The 15,694-nt window shown below is 70.0% G+C and carries 13 protein-coding genes and 1 pseudogene; 5 read left to right on the top strand and 9 right to left on the bottom strand.

The window, feature by feature from the left end; genetic code table 11:
• The 4 genes from CW359_RS17225 to glgB all read left to right on the top strand — a co-directional run.
• On the top strand, positions 1–662 hold a 662-nt coding region (locus CW359_RS17225), incomplete at its 5' end, for an alpha-amylase family glycosyl hydrolase (protein ID WP_157968559.1).
• Positions 659–2,368, top strand: coding sequence for a maltose alpha-D-glucosyltransferase (gene treS, locus CW359_RS17220; RefSeq protein WP_105970822.1), 1,710 nt, complete (start codon positions 659–661; stop codon positions 2,366–2,368). The genes CW359_RS17225 and treS, both read left to right, overlap by 4 nt.
• Positions 2,369–2,471: 103 nt before the next feature.
• The gene (locus CW359_RS17215) at positions 2,472–3,920 is read left to right on the top strand and encodes a maltokinase N-terminal cap-like domain-containing protein (protein WP_105970821.1); all 1,449 of its coding nucleotides are present in this window, start codon (positions 2,472–2,474) and stop codon (positions 3,918–3,920) included.
• 55 nt (positions 3,921–3,975) lie between these two features.
• Positions 3,976–6,354 (top strand): 1,4-alpha-glucan branching enzyme, encoded by a 2,379-nt coding sequence (gene glgB / locus CW359_RS17210; RefSeq protein ID WP_105970820.1) that lies wholly within the window; start codon positions 3,976–3,978, stop codon positions 6,352–6,354.
• A gap of 19 nt (positions 6,355–6,373) precedes the next feature.
• On the opposite strand, the gene CW359_RS17205 is transcribed toward glgB, so the two are convergent.
• From CW359_RS17205 to CW359_RS17165, 9 genes are all read right to left on the bottom strand, one after another.
• On the bottom strand, positions 6,374–7,477 hold the full coding sequence (locus CW359_RS17205) for a sensor histidine kinase (RefSeq protein ID WP_105970819.1): 1,104 nt from the start codon (positions 7,475–7,477) through the stop codon (positions 6,374–6,376).
• A complete protein-coding gene (locus CW359_RS17200; RefSeq protein WP_105970818.1) occupies positions 7,464–8,153 on the bottom strand; it encodes a response regulator transcription factor in 690 nt (229 codons plus the stop codon). Before CW359_RS17200 ends, CW359_RS17205 begins: the two co-directional genes overlap by 14 nt.
• A 9-nt stretch (positions 8,154–8,162) precedes the next feature.
• Positions 8,163–8,876 (bottom strand): VanZ family protein, encoded by a 714-nt coding sequence (locus CW359_RS17195; RefSeq protein ID WP_105970817.1) that lies wholly within the window; start codon positions 8,874–8,876, stop codon positions 8,163–8,165.
• A gap of 92 nt (positions 8,877–8,968) precedes the next feature.
• Positions 8,969–10,387 (bottom strand): cytochrome P450 family protein, encoded by a 1,419-nt coding sequence (locus CW359_RS17190; RefSeq protein ID WP_105970816.1) that lies wholly within the window; start codon positions 10,385–10,387, stop codon positions 8,969–8,971.
• A gap of 95 nt (positions 10,388–10,482) precedes the next feature.
• Positions 10,483–12,777: a HelD family protein gene (locus CW359_RS17185; protein WP_105970815.1), complete on the bottom strand. Its 2,295-nt coding sequence runs from the start codon at positions 12,775–12,777 to the stop codon at positions 10,483–10,485.
• Between the two features lie 128 nt (positions 12,778–12,905).
• Positions 12,906–13,244: a hypothetical protein gene (locus CW359_RS17180; protein WP_105970814.1), complete on the bottom strand. Its 339-nt coding sequence runs from the start codon at positions 13,242–13,244 to the stop codon at positions 12,906–12,908.
• Between the two features lie 45 nt (positions 13,245–13,289).
• Complete coding sequence (locus CW359_RS17175) at positions 13,290–13,622, bottom strand: thioredoxin family protein (RefSeq protein ID WP_269805594.1); 333 nt, start codon at positions 13,620–13,622, stop codon at positions 13,290–13,292.
• Positions 13,619–14,047 carry a MerR family transcriptional regulator gene (locus CW359_RS17170; protein ID WP_105970837.1) on the bottom strand — a complete coding sequence of 143 codons (429 nt, stop codon included), beginning with the start codon at positions 14,045–14,047 and terminating at the stop codon, positions 13,619–13,621. Before CW359_RS17170 ends, CW359_RS17175 begins: the two co-directional genes overlap by 4 nt.
• Before the next feature lie 89 nt (positions 14,048–14,136).
• Complete coding sequence (locus CW359_RS17165) at positions 14,137–14,652, bottom strand: Lrp/AsnC family transcriptional regulator (RefSeq protein WP_198655250.1); 516 nt, start codon at positions 14,650–14,652, stop codon at positions 14,137–14,139.
• Positions 14,653–14,724: 72 nt separating this feature from the next.
• Here CW359_RS17165 and CW359_RS17160 point away from each other — a divergent pair.
• A pseudogene (locus CW359_RS17160) lies at positions 14,725–15,645 on the top strand (NAD-dependent epimerase/dehydratase family protein); the annotation flags it as partial.
• Positions 15,646–15,694: the final 49 nt, after the last annotated feature.

The raw sequence follows: 15,694 nt of genomic DNA, 5'->3' as shown, positions 1-15,694 counted from the left end.
CCGACTACCTCACCGAACTGGCCGGCGAGACAGCCGCGTACATGCGCCCGAACTTTTTCGTCAACACGCCCGACATCCTGCACGCGTACCTTCAGCAGGGCGGGCGTCCCGCCTTCGAGGCCCGCGCCGTACTGGCCGCCACCCTCTCCCCCACCTGGGGCGTCTACAGCGGCTACGAACTCTGCGAGAACACCCCTCTGCGCGAGGGCAGCGAAGAATACCTGGACTCCGAGAAATACCAACTGCGTACCCGTGATTGGGAGTCGGCGGAACGTGACGGACGTAGCATCGCGCCATTGATTGCCACGCTCAACGCGATCCGGCGGCGCAGCCCGGCCCTGCGGCAGCTGCGCGACCTCCATTTCCACCACGCGGATCAGGACGCGGTGATCGTCTACTCGAAACACCGGGGATCGAACACGGTTCTGGTGGTCGTGAACCTCGACCCTCACCACACCCAGGAGGCGACGGTCTCGTTGGACATGCCGCAACTCGGCCTGGACTGGCACGAGTCCGTGCCGGTACGCGACGAGCTGACCGGCGAGACCTACTCATGGGGCAGGACGAACTATGTGCGCCTCGAACCGGGCACTCGCCCCGCGCACATCCTGACCGTCCTGCGACCGTCCACCCCGCAGATCGGAGGGTCACCCACAACATGATCGTCAATGAGCCTGTCCCGGACACCTTCGAGGACACTCCCGCCAAGGACCGGGACCCCGAATGGTTCAAGCGCGCCGTCTTCTACGAAGTCCTCGTCCGCTCCTTCCAGGACAGCAACGGCGACGGAGTCGGCGATCTCAAGGGGATCACCGCCAAACTCGACTACCTCCAGTGGCTCGGCATCGACTGCCTCTGGCTGCCCCCCTTCTTCAAGTCACCGCTGAGGGACGGCGGTTACGACGTCTCCGACTACACCGCCGTCCTCCCCGAATTCGGAGACCTCGCCGACTTCGTCGAATTCGTCGACGCCGCCCACCAACGCGGCATGCGCGTCATCATCGACTTCGTCATGAACCACACCAGTGATCAGCACCCGTGGTTCCAGGAGTCGAGAAACGATCCCGAAGGCCCGTACGGCGACTACTACGTCTGGGCCAAGAAGGACGACCAGTACCAGGACGCGCGGATCATCTTCGTGGACACCGAGGCCTCCAACTGGACCTTCGACCCGGTCCGCAAGGAGTACTACTGGCACCGCTTCTTCTCCCACCAGCCGGACCTCAACTACGAGAACCCGGCCGTGCAGGAGGAGATCATCTCCGCGCTCCGCTTCTGGCTGGACCTGGGCATCGACGGCTTCCGCCTGGACGCGGTGCCGTACCTGTACCAGGCCGAGGGCACCAACTGCGAGAACCTCCCGGCGACGCACGACTTCCTCAAGCACGTGCGCAAGGAGATCGACGCCCACTACCCGGACACGGTGTTGCTGGCGGAGGCGAACCAGTGGCCCGAGGACGTCGTCGACTACTTCGGCGACTTCCAGAGCGGCGGCGACGAATGCCACATGGCCTTCCACTTCCCCGTCATGCCGCGCATCTTCATGGCCGTCCGCCGCGAATCGCGTTATCCGGTCTCGGAGATCCTCGCCAAGACCCCCGCGATCCCCTCGAACTGCCAGTGGGGCATCTTCCTGCGCAACCACGACGAGCTGACCCTCGAAATGGTCACCGACGAAGAACGCGACTACATGTGGGCCGAATACGCCAAAGACCCGCGTATGCGCGCCAACATCGGCATCCGCCGCCGCCTCGCACCCCTCCTGGACAACGACCGCAACCAGATCGAACTGTTCACGGCTCTCCTGCTGTCCCTGCCCGGCTCGCCGATCCTCTACTACGGCGACGAGATCGGCATGGGCGACAACATCTGGCTCGGCGACCGCGACGCCGTCCGCACCCCCATGCAGTGGACCCCCGACCGCAACGCGGGCTTCTCCTCCTGCGACCCGGGCCGTCTCTTCCTGCCCACGATCATGGACCCGGTCTACGGCTACCAGGTCACCAACGTCGAGGCGTCGATGTCGTCCCCGTCCTCGCTCCTGCACTGGACCCGGCGCATGATCGAGATCCGGAAACAGAACCCCGCCTTCGGGCTGGGCTCCTACACCGAACTGCCCTCGTCCAACCCGGCCGTCATCGCCTTCCTGCGCGAATACAAGGACGACCTCGTCCTGTGCGTCCACAACTTCTCCCGCTTCGCCCAGCCCACCGAACTGGACCTGCGGGCGTTCAGCGGCGCACACCCGGTCGAACTCATCGGCGGAGTCCGCTTCCCCGCCATCGGCGAACTCCCCTACCTGCTCACCCTCGCAGGCCACGGCTTCTACTGGTTCCGCCTTCGTACCGACGCGACGGACGCGGCGTAGCCTGACGCCTCGCTGTACGCCGAACCCCGGCGGGCCGGTTTCCCCCGTCCCGCCCGGGGCACGCATCAGTCACACCCCGCCCCCGGGGAAAGGACGCGACGCCATGTCGGAAGCCGCCACCCGCTCCGCCACGACAAGTCCCGACCTCCTCACGTCCCTTGATCCACTGCTGCGCGAATGGCTGCCGAGACAGCGCTGGTTCGCCGGCAAGGGGCGCCCGGTCACCGGCTTCGCCCTGGTCGCGGCCACCGAACTGCTGCCGGTCACGGTCACGGCACCGCTGGGCCTGTACCACCTCCTCGTACGCGCCCATCAGCCCGCGCTCCAGGGCCCCGGGGACTGCTACCAGCTCCTCATAGGCGTGCGCGAGGCGCTGCCGCCCCGGCTGGCGCCCGCGCTGATCGGCCATGTGGACCGGGGGCCGCTGACCGGCCGTACGGTGTACGACGCCCTGTACGACGCCCGCCCCGCCGACGTCCTCCTGGAGGCGATGCGCACCCGGGCCCGGATCGGCGCCCTGCGCTTCGACCGGGAACCGGACCCGGCGGACGGGGGCGGGGACAAGGCCGGGGCCGGGGACGCGGGCGGGCGAATACGGGCGGGGCTGGTGGCCCGGGTGGTGACCGCGGAGCAGTCGAACTCGTCGATCGTCTACGGCGACACGTACATCCTGAAGCTGCTCCGCCGGGTCATCCCGGGCGTCAACCCCGACCTGGAACTGCCGCTGGCCCTGGCCCGCGAGGGCTGCCCCCGGGTACCGGCCCCGGTGGCCTGGATCCACGCCGACGCCCCCGAGGCGGGCGGCGGCGCCGAGGACAGCGCCGAGGGATACGTACTCGGTGTCCTCCAGCCCTTCGTGCGCGGCGCCTCCGACGGCTGGGAGCTGGCGTTGCGCGAGCTGGCCAAGGGAGAGGACTTCAGCGAGGAGGCACGGGCGCTCGGGCGCGCCACCGCCGAGGTGCACCTGGCCCTCGCCCGCGCCCTGCCGACCGTGACCCTGGGCCACGCCCAGCTGCGTCCGCTGGTCGACGGCATGACCGAGCGCCTGGAGGCCGCGGTCCAGGCGGTCCCGGCCCTGCATCCGTACGCGCCCGGTCTGCGCTCGGCGTACGAGGCGCTGGCCGATCTCGCCGCCGAGGGCCAGACCTGGACGGCCCAACGCATCCACGGCGATCTGCACCTCGGGCAGTGCCTGCGGTCGCCGTCCGGTGAGTGGTCGCTGATCGACTTCGAGGGCGAGCCGTCGAAGCCCCTCGCGGAACGGCGGCTGCCGCAGCCGGTGGCCCGTGACATCGCGGGCATGCTCCGCTCCTTCGACTACGCGGCCCACTCGCTCCGCCCCCACCACCCCGGCTGGGCGGCGGTGTGCCGGGCCGCGTACTGCGCCGGGTACTCCGAGGCGAGCGGCCGGGACCCGCGTACCGATCCGGTGCTGCTGCGGGCGTACGAGACGGACAAGGCGGTCTACGAGGTGGTGTACGAGGCCCGGCACCGCCCAGACTGGTTGCCGGTACCCATGTCCGCGGTCCGGCGACTGGCCGCACCCGGCTGACCTCCCGCGTCACCCCGCCACCCGTACGCCACCTCACCCCCGGAGGCCCCAGCCCGTGACCCCGCGCCCCCCGTCCACCGGCTCGAAGAAGCCCAAGAGCACCAAGAGCCAGAAGAACCCCAAGAAGAACCCCGAGCCGGACCCCAAGAAGGACCCCCAGCAGAGCCCCGAGAAGAACCCCAAGAAGGACCCCGGGAAGAAGGCGGCGAAGAAGTTGGAACAGCAGACCGAGGAAGCCGTGCCTCTCCCCTCCCCCGCGCTGGACGCCGCCGACCGCGAACGGCTGCTGGCCGGCACGCACCACGACCCGCACTCCGTCCTGGGCGCGCATCCGCTGCCGGGCGGGGTCGCCTTCCGGGTGCTGCGGCCGTACGCGCGGACGGTGACCGTGGTCTCCGGGGAGCTGCGGACCGAGCTGCACGACGACGGGGACGGCTTCTTCTCGGGCGCGCTGGCACTGCGGGGCGTACCGGAGTACCGGCTCGTCATCGCGTACGCCGGTGAGACGCAGGAGACCGAGGACGCGTACCGGCTGCTGCCCGCGCTGGGCGAGCTGGACCTGCATCTGATCGGCGAGGGCCGGCACGAGGAGCTGTGGAAGGCGCTGGGCGCGGAGCCGATGACCCACCAGGGCGTCACCGGCACCCGGTTCACCGTCTGGGCGCCCAACGCGCGCGGGGTGCGGGTGACCGGGGGCTTCAACTTCTGGGACGGTACGGCGTATCCGATGCGGTCGCTGGGCGGCACCGGGGTGTGGGAGCTGTTCGTGCCGGGGGTCGGCGAGAGCGAGCTGTACAAGTTCGAGATCACCCGCCCGGACGGCTCGAAGACCCTGCGCGCGGACCCGATGGCCCGCCGGACCGAGGTGCCGCCCAACACATCGTCCATCGTGCACAGTTCGCGCCACGAGTGGCAGGACGAGGAGTGGCTGGCCCGGCGGGCGGAGACCCCGGCCCACGAGGCCCCGATGTCGATCTACGAGATCCATCTGGCGTCCTGGCGACCGGGGCTGACATATCGTCAGCTGGCCGAGCAACTCCCCGCGTATGTAAGGGACCTGGGCTTCACCCATGTCGAGCTGATGCCGGTGGCGGAGCATCCCTTCGGCGGCTCGTGGGGTTACCAGGTCACCGGTTTCTACGCGCCGACGGCCCGGCTCGGCACCCCGGACGACTTCAAGTTCCTGGTGGACGCGCTGCACCGGGCGGGTGTCGGCGTACTGATGGACTGGGTGCCCGCCCACTTCCCGCGCGACGAGTGGGCGTTGGCCGAGTTCGACGGGCGCACGCTGTACGAGCACGAGGATCCGCTGCGGGCCGCGCACCCCGACTGGGGCACTCTGGAGTTCGACTACGGTCGGCGGGAGGTGCGCAACTTCCTGGTGGCGAACGCCCTTTACTGGTGCGAGGAGTTCCACATAGACGGCCTGCGGGTCGACGCGGTGGCCTCGATGCTGTACCTCGACTACTCGCGCGAGCCGGGCCAGTGGACGCCGAACGAGCACGGCGGTCGGGAGAACCTGGACGCGGTCGCCTTCCTCCAGGAGATGAACGCGGTCGTGTACCGGCGGGTGCCGGGCGTCGTGACGATCGCCGAGGAGTCGACGGCGTGGGACGGCGTCACCCGGGCCACGCACCACACCGGCCCTGGCGGCTTCGGCGGCCTGGGCTTCGGCCTGAAGTGGAACATGGGCTGGATGCACGACTCGCTCGGCTACGTCCAGCACGACCCGGTGCACCGCAGGCACCACCACCACGAGATGACGTTCTCGATGGTGTACGCGTACAGCGAGAACTACGTACTCCCCATCTCCCACGACGAAGTCGTGCACGGCAAGCGGTCGTTGGTGTCGAAGATGCCCGGCGACTGGTGGCAGCAGCGGGCGACCGAACGGGCGTACCTGGCCTTCATGTGGGCCCACCCCGGCAAGCAACTCCTGTTCATGGGCCAGGAGTTCGCGCAGGGCGCGGAGTGGTCGGAGGCGCACGGCCCGGACTGGTGGCTGCTGGACCCGGCGTACGGCGCGGAGGCGGACCACAGGGGCGTAAGGGACCTGGTGCGCGACCTGAACACGGTGTACCAGGACACTCCCGCGCTCTGGCAGAAGGACACGGAACCCTCGGGCTTCGAGTGGCTGGTCGGCGACGCGGCGGAGGACAACGTCTTCGCCTTCGTCCGCTACGACGCGGAGGGCACCCCGCTGATCTCCCTCAGCAACTTCTCCCCGGTCGTCCGCCACGACTACCGCGTCGGCGTCCCGGACACGGTCCCGGCCTGGCACGAGACCCTGAACACGGACGCGTCCCGGTACGGCGGCGGGGACATCCACAACCCGTCCCCGCTGAAGCCGGACCCCCAGCCCTGGCACGGCCGTGCGACCAGCATCCACGTGACACTGCCGCCACTGGCGACGGTGTGGCTGCGGCCCGCCTGACAGTGAAGGTGACCGGCGGCTAGGGCGGCGGGCCGGGGAGCCGGACCGTGACGACGAGGCCGCCGGTGGGCCGGGGGGCGAGGTCGAGGGTGCCGTCGTGGGCGCGGACGACGCTGTGCACGATGGCCAGGCCGAGGCCGGCGCCCGCGTGTTCGTCGGTGCGTACGCGGTCCGTGCCGCGTCGGAAGGGTTCCGTGAGGGTCGGGACCAGGTCCGGCGCGAGCGGGCGGCCGGTGTTCTCGACCCGCAGCACGCTCGTGGCGCCGTACGCCTCGGTGTGGACCGTCACCGTGCCGCCGTCGGGGAGGTTGTGGACGACGGCGTTCTGGACGAGGTTCGTCACCATCCGCAGCAGGAGTTCCGCGGAGCCGCTGGTCCCGGCCGCGCCGCCGGTGACGTCGAGGGTGATCCGGCGCTGTTCGGCGAGGGGGAGCAGCGTTTCGGCGGCTTCCTCGGCGAGGAGGGAGAGGTCGACGCGCTCGTGGGTGAAGTCGCCGCGGCCGAGCAGCAGGAGTGCCTCGGTGAGGTCGATCGCCCGCGCGTTGACGGCGTAGAGACGTTCGATGAGTTCGTCCCGGTCGCGGGTGGGGTCCTTGCGGGCGACGTCGAGGAGTGTGCGGGAGATCGCCAGCGGGGTGCGGAGTTCGTGGGAGGCGTTCGCGGCGAAGCGCTGCTGCTCGGCGACCTGGGACTCCAGTCGGTCGAGCATCGAGTCGAAGGTGTCGGAGAGTTCGCGGAACTCGTCCCGGCGGCCCCGCATCCGGACCCGGTGGGACAGTGATCCCTGCCCGGCGGTCCGGGCTGCGGCGGTGATCCGGGTGAGGGGTGCGAGCATCCGGCCGGCGAGGAGCCAGCCGCCGAGGAGGCCGAAGACGAGGAGGAAGGCCAGCGCCGTGGCCGCGGCGGGGGCGAAGCCGCGCAGGAGGTCGGAGCGGTTGGGTCCGACGATGATCACGGCGCCGTACCGCTCCTGGAGGGCTCTGGGGTCGTCGGTCGGCAACCAGCGCAGCACGAACACCCACATGACGGCGAGCAGGAGGGTTCCGGCGACGAAGAGGAATCCGGCATAGCTGAGGGTGAGCTTCAGCCGGGCGCTGCGCCCCGGGCGCCTATCGGTTCTCATGCGTGCCGCCGGAGTGGGTGGTGTCGATGCGGTAGCCGACGCCGGGCACCGTGGTGATGATCCAGGGCTCGCCGAGCCGTTTGCGCAGGGCGGAGACGGTGATGCGGACGGCGTTGGTGAAGGGGTCGGCGTTCTCGTCCCAGGCCCGTTCCAGCAGTTCCTCGGCGCTGACGACCCCGCCCTCGGCGGCGACCAGGACTTCGAGGACCGCGAACTGCTTGCGGGTGAGGGCGACATGGCGTCCGTCGCGGAAGACCTCCCGGCGGAAGGGGTCGAGCCGCAGGCCCCCGATCTCGCGGACCGGGGGCCGGGCGTAGGCACGTCTGCGGTCAAGTGCCCTGAGCCGCAGGACCAGTTCCCGCAGCTCGAAGGGTTTGGTGAGGTAGTCGTCGGCGCCGAGCCGGAACCCGGAGGCCTTGTCGTCGATCCGGTCGGCGGCGGTGAGCATCAGGATCGGGATGCCGCTGCCGGAGGCGACGAGCCGCCGGGCGACCTCGTCGCCGGAGGGGCCGGGGATGTCACGGTCGAGGACGACGAGATCGTAGGAGTTGACGCCGAGCAGTTCCAGGGCGGTGTGGCCGTCGCCGGCGATGTCTGCGGCGATCGCCTCCAGACGCAGACCGTCACGGACGGCTTCGGCCAGATAGGGCTCGTCCTCCACGATCAGTACGCGCATGTCCGAAGCCTAGGCAGTACGCCATATCGCCGCCGTATGCGTGGTGCGCCACCAGCGGCGCGACGCGAGCGCGGCCAGTACGGCGCCGGTGGTGTTGACCAGTACGTCGTCCACGGAGGACACCCGGTCCAGGCGCAGGACGTACTGCGCGGTCTCGATCAGGACCGAGCAGCCCGCCCCGAGCGCCAGGATCCGGGGCCCGGACGCCAGGGCTGCGAACCGGATCGGGGCGAAGAACCCGAGCGACGCGAGGACCAGCAGGTTGCCGACGATCCCGAGCGTCCCCATGGTGACCAGGTCCCGGAACGGTACGAGGCTCACCCGGGCGGGGGCGATGCCGGGCGCGGCGCCCGGCATCATGGTCAGCCACAGGAACGGCACCGTCCCGTGGACCATGCCGACCTCGGCCAGCGACAGCCGCCACGCCGATGTCGATGTCCCGTCGGCGGGGGCTCGCCGTAGCCGCGCCAGGCCCCACGCCACCAGCACGGCGAGCGGCAGCAGGACCAACGTCATGAGCACCACGCCGTTGAACGTGTCGTAGCAGCCGTGCCACCGTCCGGCCATGCACCTCGGGGCGGACATCATGAGCGGCGCGCGTACGGCGTACGCGCCGGCCGTCAGGACCAGAACGGCCAGAACGGCCAGGCCGACGAGGACGACGAGGACGAACGTGCGGGTGCGGCGGGGGCGTACCGAGAGGGATGCGCTGGAGTGGTCCATGCGTCCATGGGAGGCGAAGGGCCGTTGCATCGGCGTATCCGATTTCCGATACGTCCGCGATACCCACACCCGCGAGTACGGGTGTCACCGCTTCACCGTGTCCCGAACATCATCCTCCGCAGCGCGCCCAGCAGCCCCTTCACCTGCTGCCCGTCCCCACCGGAGACCACCGGCTCCCCCACCGCCGCGTCCGTCTCCCAGCGCGGCCCGCCGCCGACTCCCCTTCCCACGCTGCCCGTCAGCTCGTACCGGACCGGCAGCAGCCGCAGCCCGCGCACGACCGGTCCCGACCGCCATGGCAACTGGTCGGCGGGCAGGGTCAGTTCGGCCTTGGCGAGGTGGTCGAAGATGCGGCCCACGGCCGTCGTGACGATCATCCCGCCCAACTCCCTTGCCGCGCTCGGGCATTGATGCGGCCCTGCGCCCCACCCCAGATGTGCCCTTGTGCTGACCGTCGAACCGACCATGTGGGACGCCCCGATCGCGATCAGATCCCGGTGCGCGGCAGCCGCCGACGGGGAGACGATGTCTCCGCCCCTGATCCAGAAGTCGCCCAACCGCACGTCCCGCGCCGCGAACCGGAAGCACATGTTGGCGACCGGCGGGTTCACCAGCGCCGCCCGGTTCACGGTCTCCCCGAGCTGCCCGGCCGACAGACTGCGCCGCACGGTCGCGTTGCCGCGCAGCACTTCCAGGAGCGTGTTGAGCACCATGTTCCCGGTGATGTCGTTGAGGTACACGGCGTTCATGAACAGCTCGCGCCCCAACTGCTCGTCGGACAGCTCCGGGTCGGCCAGCAGCATGTACGACGTGAGGTCGTCCCCGGGCCTGGCCCGCCGGTGCGCGGCGAGCCGGGTCATCGCGGCCAGTGCCCGTCCGGTCGCGGGCCCCGCGTCCGGGCCGCCGTCGAGCATCCGCCACAGGTCCATGACCAGTTCGTCGCCCAGTTCGACCGGGCAGCCGAACAGCTTGGTCGTGACCATCAGCAGCAGGGGCCGTGTGTACTGCGCGCCGAGGTCGGCGAAGCCGGCCGTGCCCGACTCGGCGGCCAGCATGCCGATCAGCTCGTCGGCGTACCGGGCGACCGTCGCCCGCAACTCCCAGCCCTGCGGGGTGTGTCCGTCCTGGAAGGGCCGCATCGCCGCGTGGTGGGTCTGCCGGGCGGCGAGGTGCTCCTCGTCGTCCATGAACATGGTCTGCCGCACCTCGTAGCCCGCCAGCAGCGGCCAGTCCGGGGGCAGTCGGCGCTGGGCGCGGGCCCGCCAGTACCGCACGTCCCGCCGCCACACGCTCTCGTTGCGCAGTACCTCCAGCACCTCGCGGTAGTCGAGAACCAGCCACACCGGTACGCCCATCAGTCCCACCGGCGCCACGGGGCCGTGGGTGCGCCGCAGTCGCGCGTACACGCCGCCCGGGTCGGCGTCGAACTCCGACGTCAGCAGCGGTTCCACGGGCAGCGAATCGAGGGTGGGACTGTCGGCCGGTGCGGTCGCGAAGGGATGGGCTTCCATACCGCACACGCTTACCGCACCGGCTGTGCACGCGCAGTGACCATGGCGCAAACTGTTACGTCTTGGTGACCCTTGGTCACTCCTGGTGCACAGGGTCAGCGGCCGACTCCCGAGAGCGCGACGGGCAGTTCCCACCGGCCCTCCCGGTACAGCACGCCCACCCGCTGAGTGGCCCGGGTCAGCGCCACATACAGATCGCTCGTGCCGAACGCCCCCGGCTCCACCACCAGCACGGAGTCGAATTCCAGCCCCTTCGCCTGGCGAGGGTCGAGCAGCACGACCCCGTGCGTGAGATCGGGCTCATCGCCCGCCTCGACACCTTCCAGCCGCGCGGCCAGCTCCCCGTGCAGCTCACGCGGTGCGATCACCGCCAACCGCCCCTCGGCGGGCGCCAGTTCGCCCACGGCCTTCTCGACGGCGCCGGCCAGATCGGCGTCGACGGCCCGCACCCACGGTCGTACTCCGGTGGACCGCACGGAGGCCGGCGGCTCGAAGTCGGGGCGTTCCGCGCGTACGACGGCTGCCGCGAGGTCCATGATCTCGGCCGGGGTGCGGTAGTTGACGGCCAGCCTGGCGTGCTCCCAGCGGTCCTGGACGTAGGGCGCGAGGATGTCCGCCCAGGCGCCGACCCCGCCCGGCTCGGCGGTCTGGGCCGGGTCGCCGACCAGGGTCATCGAACGGGTCGGGCTGCGCCGCATGAGCAGCCGCCAGGCCATCGGCGACAACTCCTGCGCCTCGTCGACGATGATGTGCCCGAACGCCCAGGTCCGGTCGGCCGCCGCGCGCTCGGCGGCGCTGCGCAGGTCGTCCTCCTCGTGCCGCTCGGCGAAGCGTTCGGCGTCGATGATGTCGTGCGCGGAGAGCACCTCGGAGTCCTCCGCGTCGAGGTCCTCGAACTCGTAGGTGCGGGAGGCGTAGGAGACGTCCAACACGCCCTGCGCGTAGGCGACTTGGCTGCTGCGCTCGCGCTCCGCGCGGGCCCGGGACAGCCGGTCGTCCTCGCCGAGCAGTTCGGCGGCCTCGTCGAGCAGCGGTACGTCGGCGGTCGTCCAGGCCCGGGTGACGGGCCGCCGGACGGCATCGGCGTCCTCCTGCGACACGTACCCCTCGGGAGCGGCGAGGAAGTCGGCGACGAGCCGTCGCGGGGTGACGCGCGGCCACAACTGGTCGATGGCGGCCCAGACTTCACGGTTCTCGGCGAGGTCGTCGCGGATCTGGGTGATGTCGCTGGGGTCGAGGAGGTTGCTGCCGTCATACGGGTCGGTGCCGATGCGCTCGGCGACCATCTCGGTGAGCGTGTTGAGGATGTGCCCCTCGAAATGCTCGCGCGCGACGTTGTGCGGCAGCTTCGCCTCACGGGTCCGCTCCCGCGCCACGCCCACGAGTCCGGCGTCGAGCATGAGGATGTCCCGGTCGTGCTCGATGGCGATGACGGGGTCGGGCAGACTCTGCCGGTCCCGTACGACGGCGGCGAGCACGTCGGCCATCTCGGCACGACCCTTGACGAGGGCGGCGCGGGGCGTGTCGGTGAGGGTCGCTTTCACTCCCGGGAACAGCTCACCGACCGTCGCGAGGAGCACGCCGGTCTCGCCCAGGGAGGGGAGCACCTCGCCGATGTAGCCGAGGAAGGCGGGGTTGGGCCCGACGATCAACACGGCCCGCTTGGCGAGGAGTTCACGGTGCTCGTACAGCAGATAGGCGGCCCGGTGGAGGGCGACGGCGGTCTTGCCGGTGCCGGGGCCGCCCTCGACGACCAGCACACCCCGGTGCGGGGCGCGGATGATCTCGTCCTGCTCGGCCTGGATGGTCTGCACGATGTCGTTCATCCGGCCCGTGCGGGCGGAGTCGAGCGCGGCGAGGAGGACGGCGTCGCCCGAGGGGTCCTCGTAGCCGGTGCGGGTCTCGTCGCCGAGGTCGAGGATCTCGTCGTGCAGGCCGGTGACGCGGCGCCCGTCCGTACTGATGTGGCGGCGCCGGCGCAGGCCCATCGTGGTGTGCCCGGTGGCGAGATAGAAGGGCCTGGCGACCTCGGCCCGCCAGTCGATGAGCAGCGGGGTGCGCTCGGTGTCGTCGGCGCGCAGTCCGATGCGGCCGATGTGGTGGGTGACACCGGAGGTGAGGTCGATGCGTCCGAAACAGAGCGACCCGTCGACGGCGTTCAGCGCGGCGAGCAGCCCCGAGCGCTCGGCGACGAGCACGTCCCGTTCGAGCCGGGCCTGCATGGGCGTGCTGCCCTGTGCGAGCGCGTCCGTGACGGAGTGCTCGGTGTCACCGCGCAGGACGTCGACGCGGGCATAGAGCCCGTCGACGAATTCCTGTTCGCCCCGCAATTCATCGTGAGTTGATTCCGTGTTTGCGCCCCTGTTTGACAATTCCGCTCCCGCTCGGATATACTCTGCTCAATGAACTTTCCCGCGACCGAACTCCAGTAAAGTCGCGAACCATTGAATATACGCAAAGAAATCCCCCGAGCGCAATCGCTCGGGGGATTTCTTGTGTTCCGGGCAGCCGGCGGGTCTCACCGGAACTCGTGGACCACCTGGATCTCACCGACGAGGTGCGAGTTGAACTCGTCCAACTCCTCGGCCGGCACCCACAGTTCGAGGATCGTCCGCCCACCGGCCTGCTGGACGGGGAACCGGCTCACGTACTCCGAGTCGATCTCGAAGCGTGTCACGAATCCGGCGCCGTCATGCTTGACGTTCCAGTCCCGCGCGATGCTGATCGCGTATTCCTCGTTGAGGACGGGATAGAAGATCGGCTGCTCGGGCAGCCGCGGCGGCCAGGCACGCCAGTTCAGCTCGCGGACGAGGTCCAGCTCCTTGGGACCGGTCGGGCGCCACAGGGTCGTGGTCATGGAAGTCGTCGCTCTCTGGCAGGTCGGTGCGTGTGTCGGAGTACGTCAGACTACGTCGGACAGTTCCTCCAGCAACCGCCTTTTCGGTCTCGCGCCGACCATCGAGCGCACCGGCTCTCCGCCCCTGAACACCATGAACGTCGGCATCGACAGGACCCGGTAGGCGTTCGTCGTCAGGGGGTTCAGGTCCACGTTCAGCTGGACCACCTTCAGGCGGGTGGACTCCTCCGCCGCCAGGGCGGTCAGTACCGGCGCCATCTGGCGGCACGGTGGGCACCAGTCCGCCGTGAACTCCACCAGGACCGGCAGGTCCGCTCCGAGCACCTCCGTCCCGAAGTCCGCGTCCGTCACCTCTGGCACACCCGTCGCCCCGCTCATCGCGTCCGTCCTCCCCACTCGCATGCCGGTTCCGGACCGCCCGGAACCGTCGCCTCGGCCGCCAACTCGTCGCGGGCCCGCTCGGCCCGCGTCAGCTGTTCGCCGACCTTCGCCCGTACCGACTGCAACTCCCCGATCAACGCGTCGAGTTCGTCGAGCTTGCGGCGGTAGACGGCGAGGGACGCGGGGCAGGAGTCGCCCTCCGGGTGGCCCGCCCGCAGACAGTCCACGAAGGGGCGCGTCTCCTCCAGGTCGAACCCGAAGTCCTGCAGCGTCCGGATCTGCCGGAGCAGCTTCAGGTCGGCCTCGTCGTAGGCGCGGTAGCCGTTGTCCGTGCGTCGCGCGGGCAGCAGCCCCCGTGACTCGTAGTACCGCAGGGTCCGTGTCGTGGTCCCGGCCCGCGCCGCCAGCTCCCCGATTCGCATGCCGATTCGCATACGTACGAACGTAGTCCTTGACGTCGGCGTCAAGGCAAGGCGAGGCGAGGCAAGACCGCCTGTCTGCCGCGGGGGCCTCAAGCCGGTGGCAGCAGCGGCTTCCGTTCCACCGGGGACGACAGGACGATCGACGTCGTCGTCCGGCCCAGCGCCGACGTCTGCTCCAGCACGTCCTCCAGATGGACCGTGTTCTCGACGGCCACCTTGAGGATCCAGCAGTCCTGCCCGACCACGTGGTGCACCTCCGTGATCTCCGGGCGGGCCAGCAGCTCCAGCGTCCTCGGGTGCTTGAGGGTGTAGCCGCCGTGCGGGTTGACGCGGATGAAGGCCTGGATGCCGTACCCGAGGCGCGCGGGGGCGACATGGGCGCCGTAGCCGGTGATCGCGCCGGCCGACTCCAGCCGCCGTACCCGCTCGGTCACCGCCGCCGGGCTCAGCCGCACCCGCCTGCCCAGCTCGCTCAGTTTCATCCGCCCGTCGGTCTGCAGGAGTTCCAGGATCTGCCGGTCCAACGCGTCGAAGGCCACCGACGTTTCGCGGGTGGCGGCCCGCGACTGCCGTGGTTCTTTCGGTACCTCGGCCGGATGTCCCATGACTTCCCCTTCAGAACTCGTCGGCACGCCAGGAGAATTATGATCGCAAGGTCCGCTACGGGGAGGAACATCATGCGCGACATATTGGTCATCGGCGGCAATCGCTATTTCGGAAAGCGGCTCATCGACCGGCTCATCGCGGCCGGAGACCGGGTGACCGTTCTCAACCGGGGCTCCGCTTCGCCGCCCGCCGGGGCAATTCACCTAGTCGCGGACCGCGATGACGAGGCCGCCCTGAATTCCGCTCTCGGCGACCGCACCTTCGACGTCGTCGTCGACCAGGTCTGCTACACACCCCGCCAGGCGGCAATCGCCCGGCGCGTCTTCACCGGCGGCCGGACCCACCGCTATGTGATGACGTCCACGATCGAGGTGTACGAGTACGAGGACTCCCTCGTCTACGAGGATGCCGTCGTCCCTGTCCGAGAGGACGCCGTCGACCCGCGTACCGTCTCCGTCGACCTCGAACTCCCCTGGCACCGGGCGGAGTTCCGCGACACTCACTACGGCGAGGGAAAACGCCAGGCCGAGGCCGTCTTCGCCGCCGACGGCACGGAGTCCCCGTACACCTGGACCTCCGTGCGCGTCGCCCATGTCCTGGGCGGCCACGACGACTTCACCGGCCGGCTCGACCACTACGTCGCGCGCGTCCGCACCGGCACGCCGATCGCCGTACCGACCGAGAACCGGCCCTCGACCTACATCCATGTCGAGGAGATCGCCGATTTCCTGTTCTGGGCGGTGGGCGAGGACTTCACCGGCCCGATCAACGCCGCGTCCCACGGACTGCTGACCACCGAGGAGTTGTGTGCGACCGTCGCCCGGTACATCCCGGGCGGCAGGGCCGTCTTCCAGAACGTCGACGTCGGTGAGACATCTCCGTTCTCCTTCGCCCGCTCGTACGGCATGGACAATTCCCGGGCCACCGGGCTGGGGTTCACCTTCGGCCGCGTACAGGAGTGGCTGCCCCGGGCTGTCGCCGAGACGCTGGGCCCGACGGCGGACATGGATATGGATATGGACCTGGACATGGGTGCGGATG

The organism is Streptomyces geranii (assembly GCF_002954775.1).
In the GTDB taxonomy this organism is placed as follows: domain Bacteria; phylum Actinomycetota; class Actinomycetes; order Streptomycetales; family Streptomycetaceae; genus Streptomyces; species Streptomyces geranii.
This window is presented reverse-complemented; position numbering and strand designations above follow the sequence as displayed.

Coding starts and splice junctions, on each gene's coding strand:
- treS (WP_105970822.1), top strand. CDS start 659: ATGATCGTCAATGAGCCTGTCCCGGACACCTTCGAGGACACTCCCGCC.
- CW359_RS17215 (WP_105970821.1), top strand. CDS start 2,472: ATGTCGGAAGCCGCCACCCGCTCCGCCACGACAAGTCCCGACCTCCTC.
- CW359_RS17205 (WP_105970819.1), bottom strand. CDS start 7,477: ATGAGAACCGATAGGCGCCCGGGGCGCAGCGCCCGGCTGAAGCTCACC.
- CW359_RS17200 (WP_105970818.1), bottom strand. CDS start 8,153: ATGCGCGTACTGATCGTGGAGGACGAGCCCTATCTGGCCGAAGCCGTC.
- CW359_RS17195 (WP_105970817.1), bottom strand. CDS start 8,876: ATGGACCACTCCAGCGCATCCCTCTCGGTACGCCCCCGCCGCACCCGC.
- CW359_RS17190 (WP_105970816.1), bottom strand. CDS start 10,387: ATGGAAGCCCATCCCTTCGCGACCGCACCGGCCGACAGTCCCACCCTC.
- CW359_RS17180 (WP_105970814.1), bottom strand. CDS start 13,244: ATGACCACGACCCTGTGGCGCCCGACCGGTCCCAAGGAGCTGGACCTC.
- CW359_RS17175 (WP_269805594.1), bottom strand. CDS start 13,622: ATGAGCGGGGCGACGGGTGTGCCAGAGGTGACGGACGCGGACTTCGGG.
- CW359_RS17170 (WP_105970837.1), bottom strand. CDS start 14,047: ATGCGAATCGGGGAGCTGGCGGCGCGGGCCGGGACCACGACACGGACC.
- CW359_RS17165 (WP_198655250.1), bottom strand. CDS start 14,652: ATGGGACATCCGGCCGAGGTACCGAAAGAACCACGGCAGTCGCGGGCC.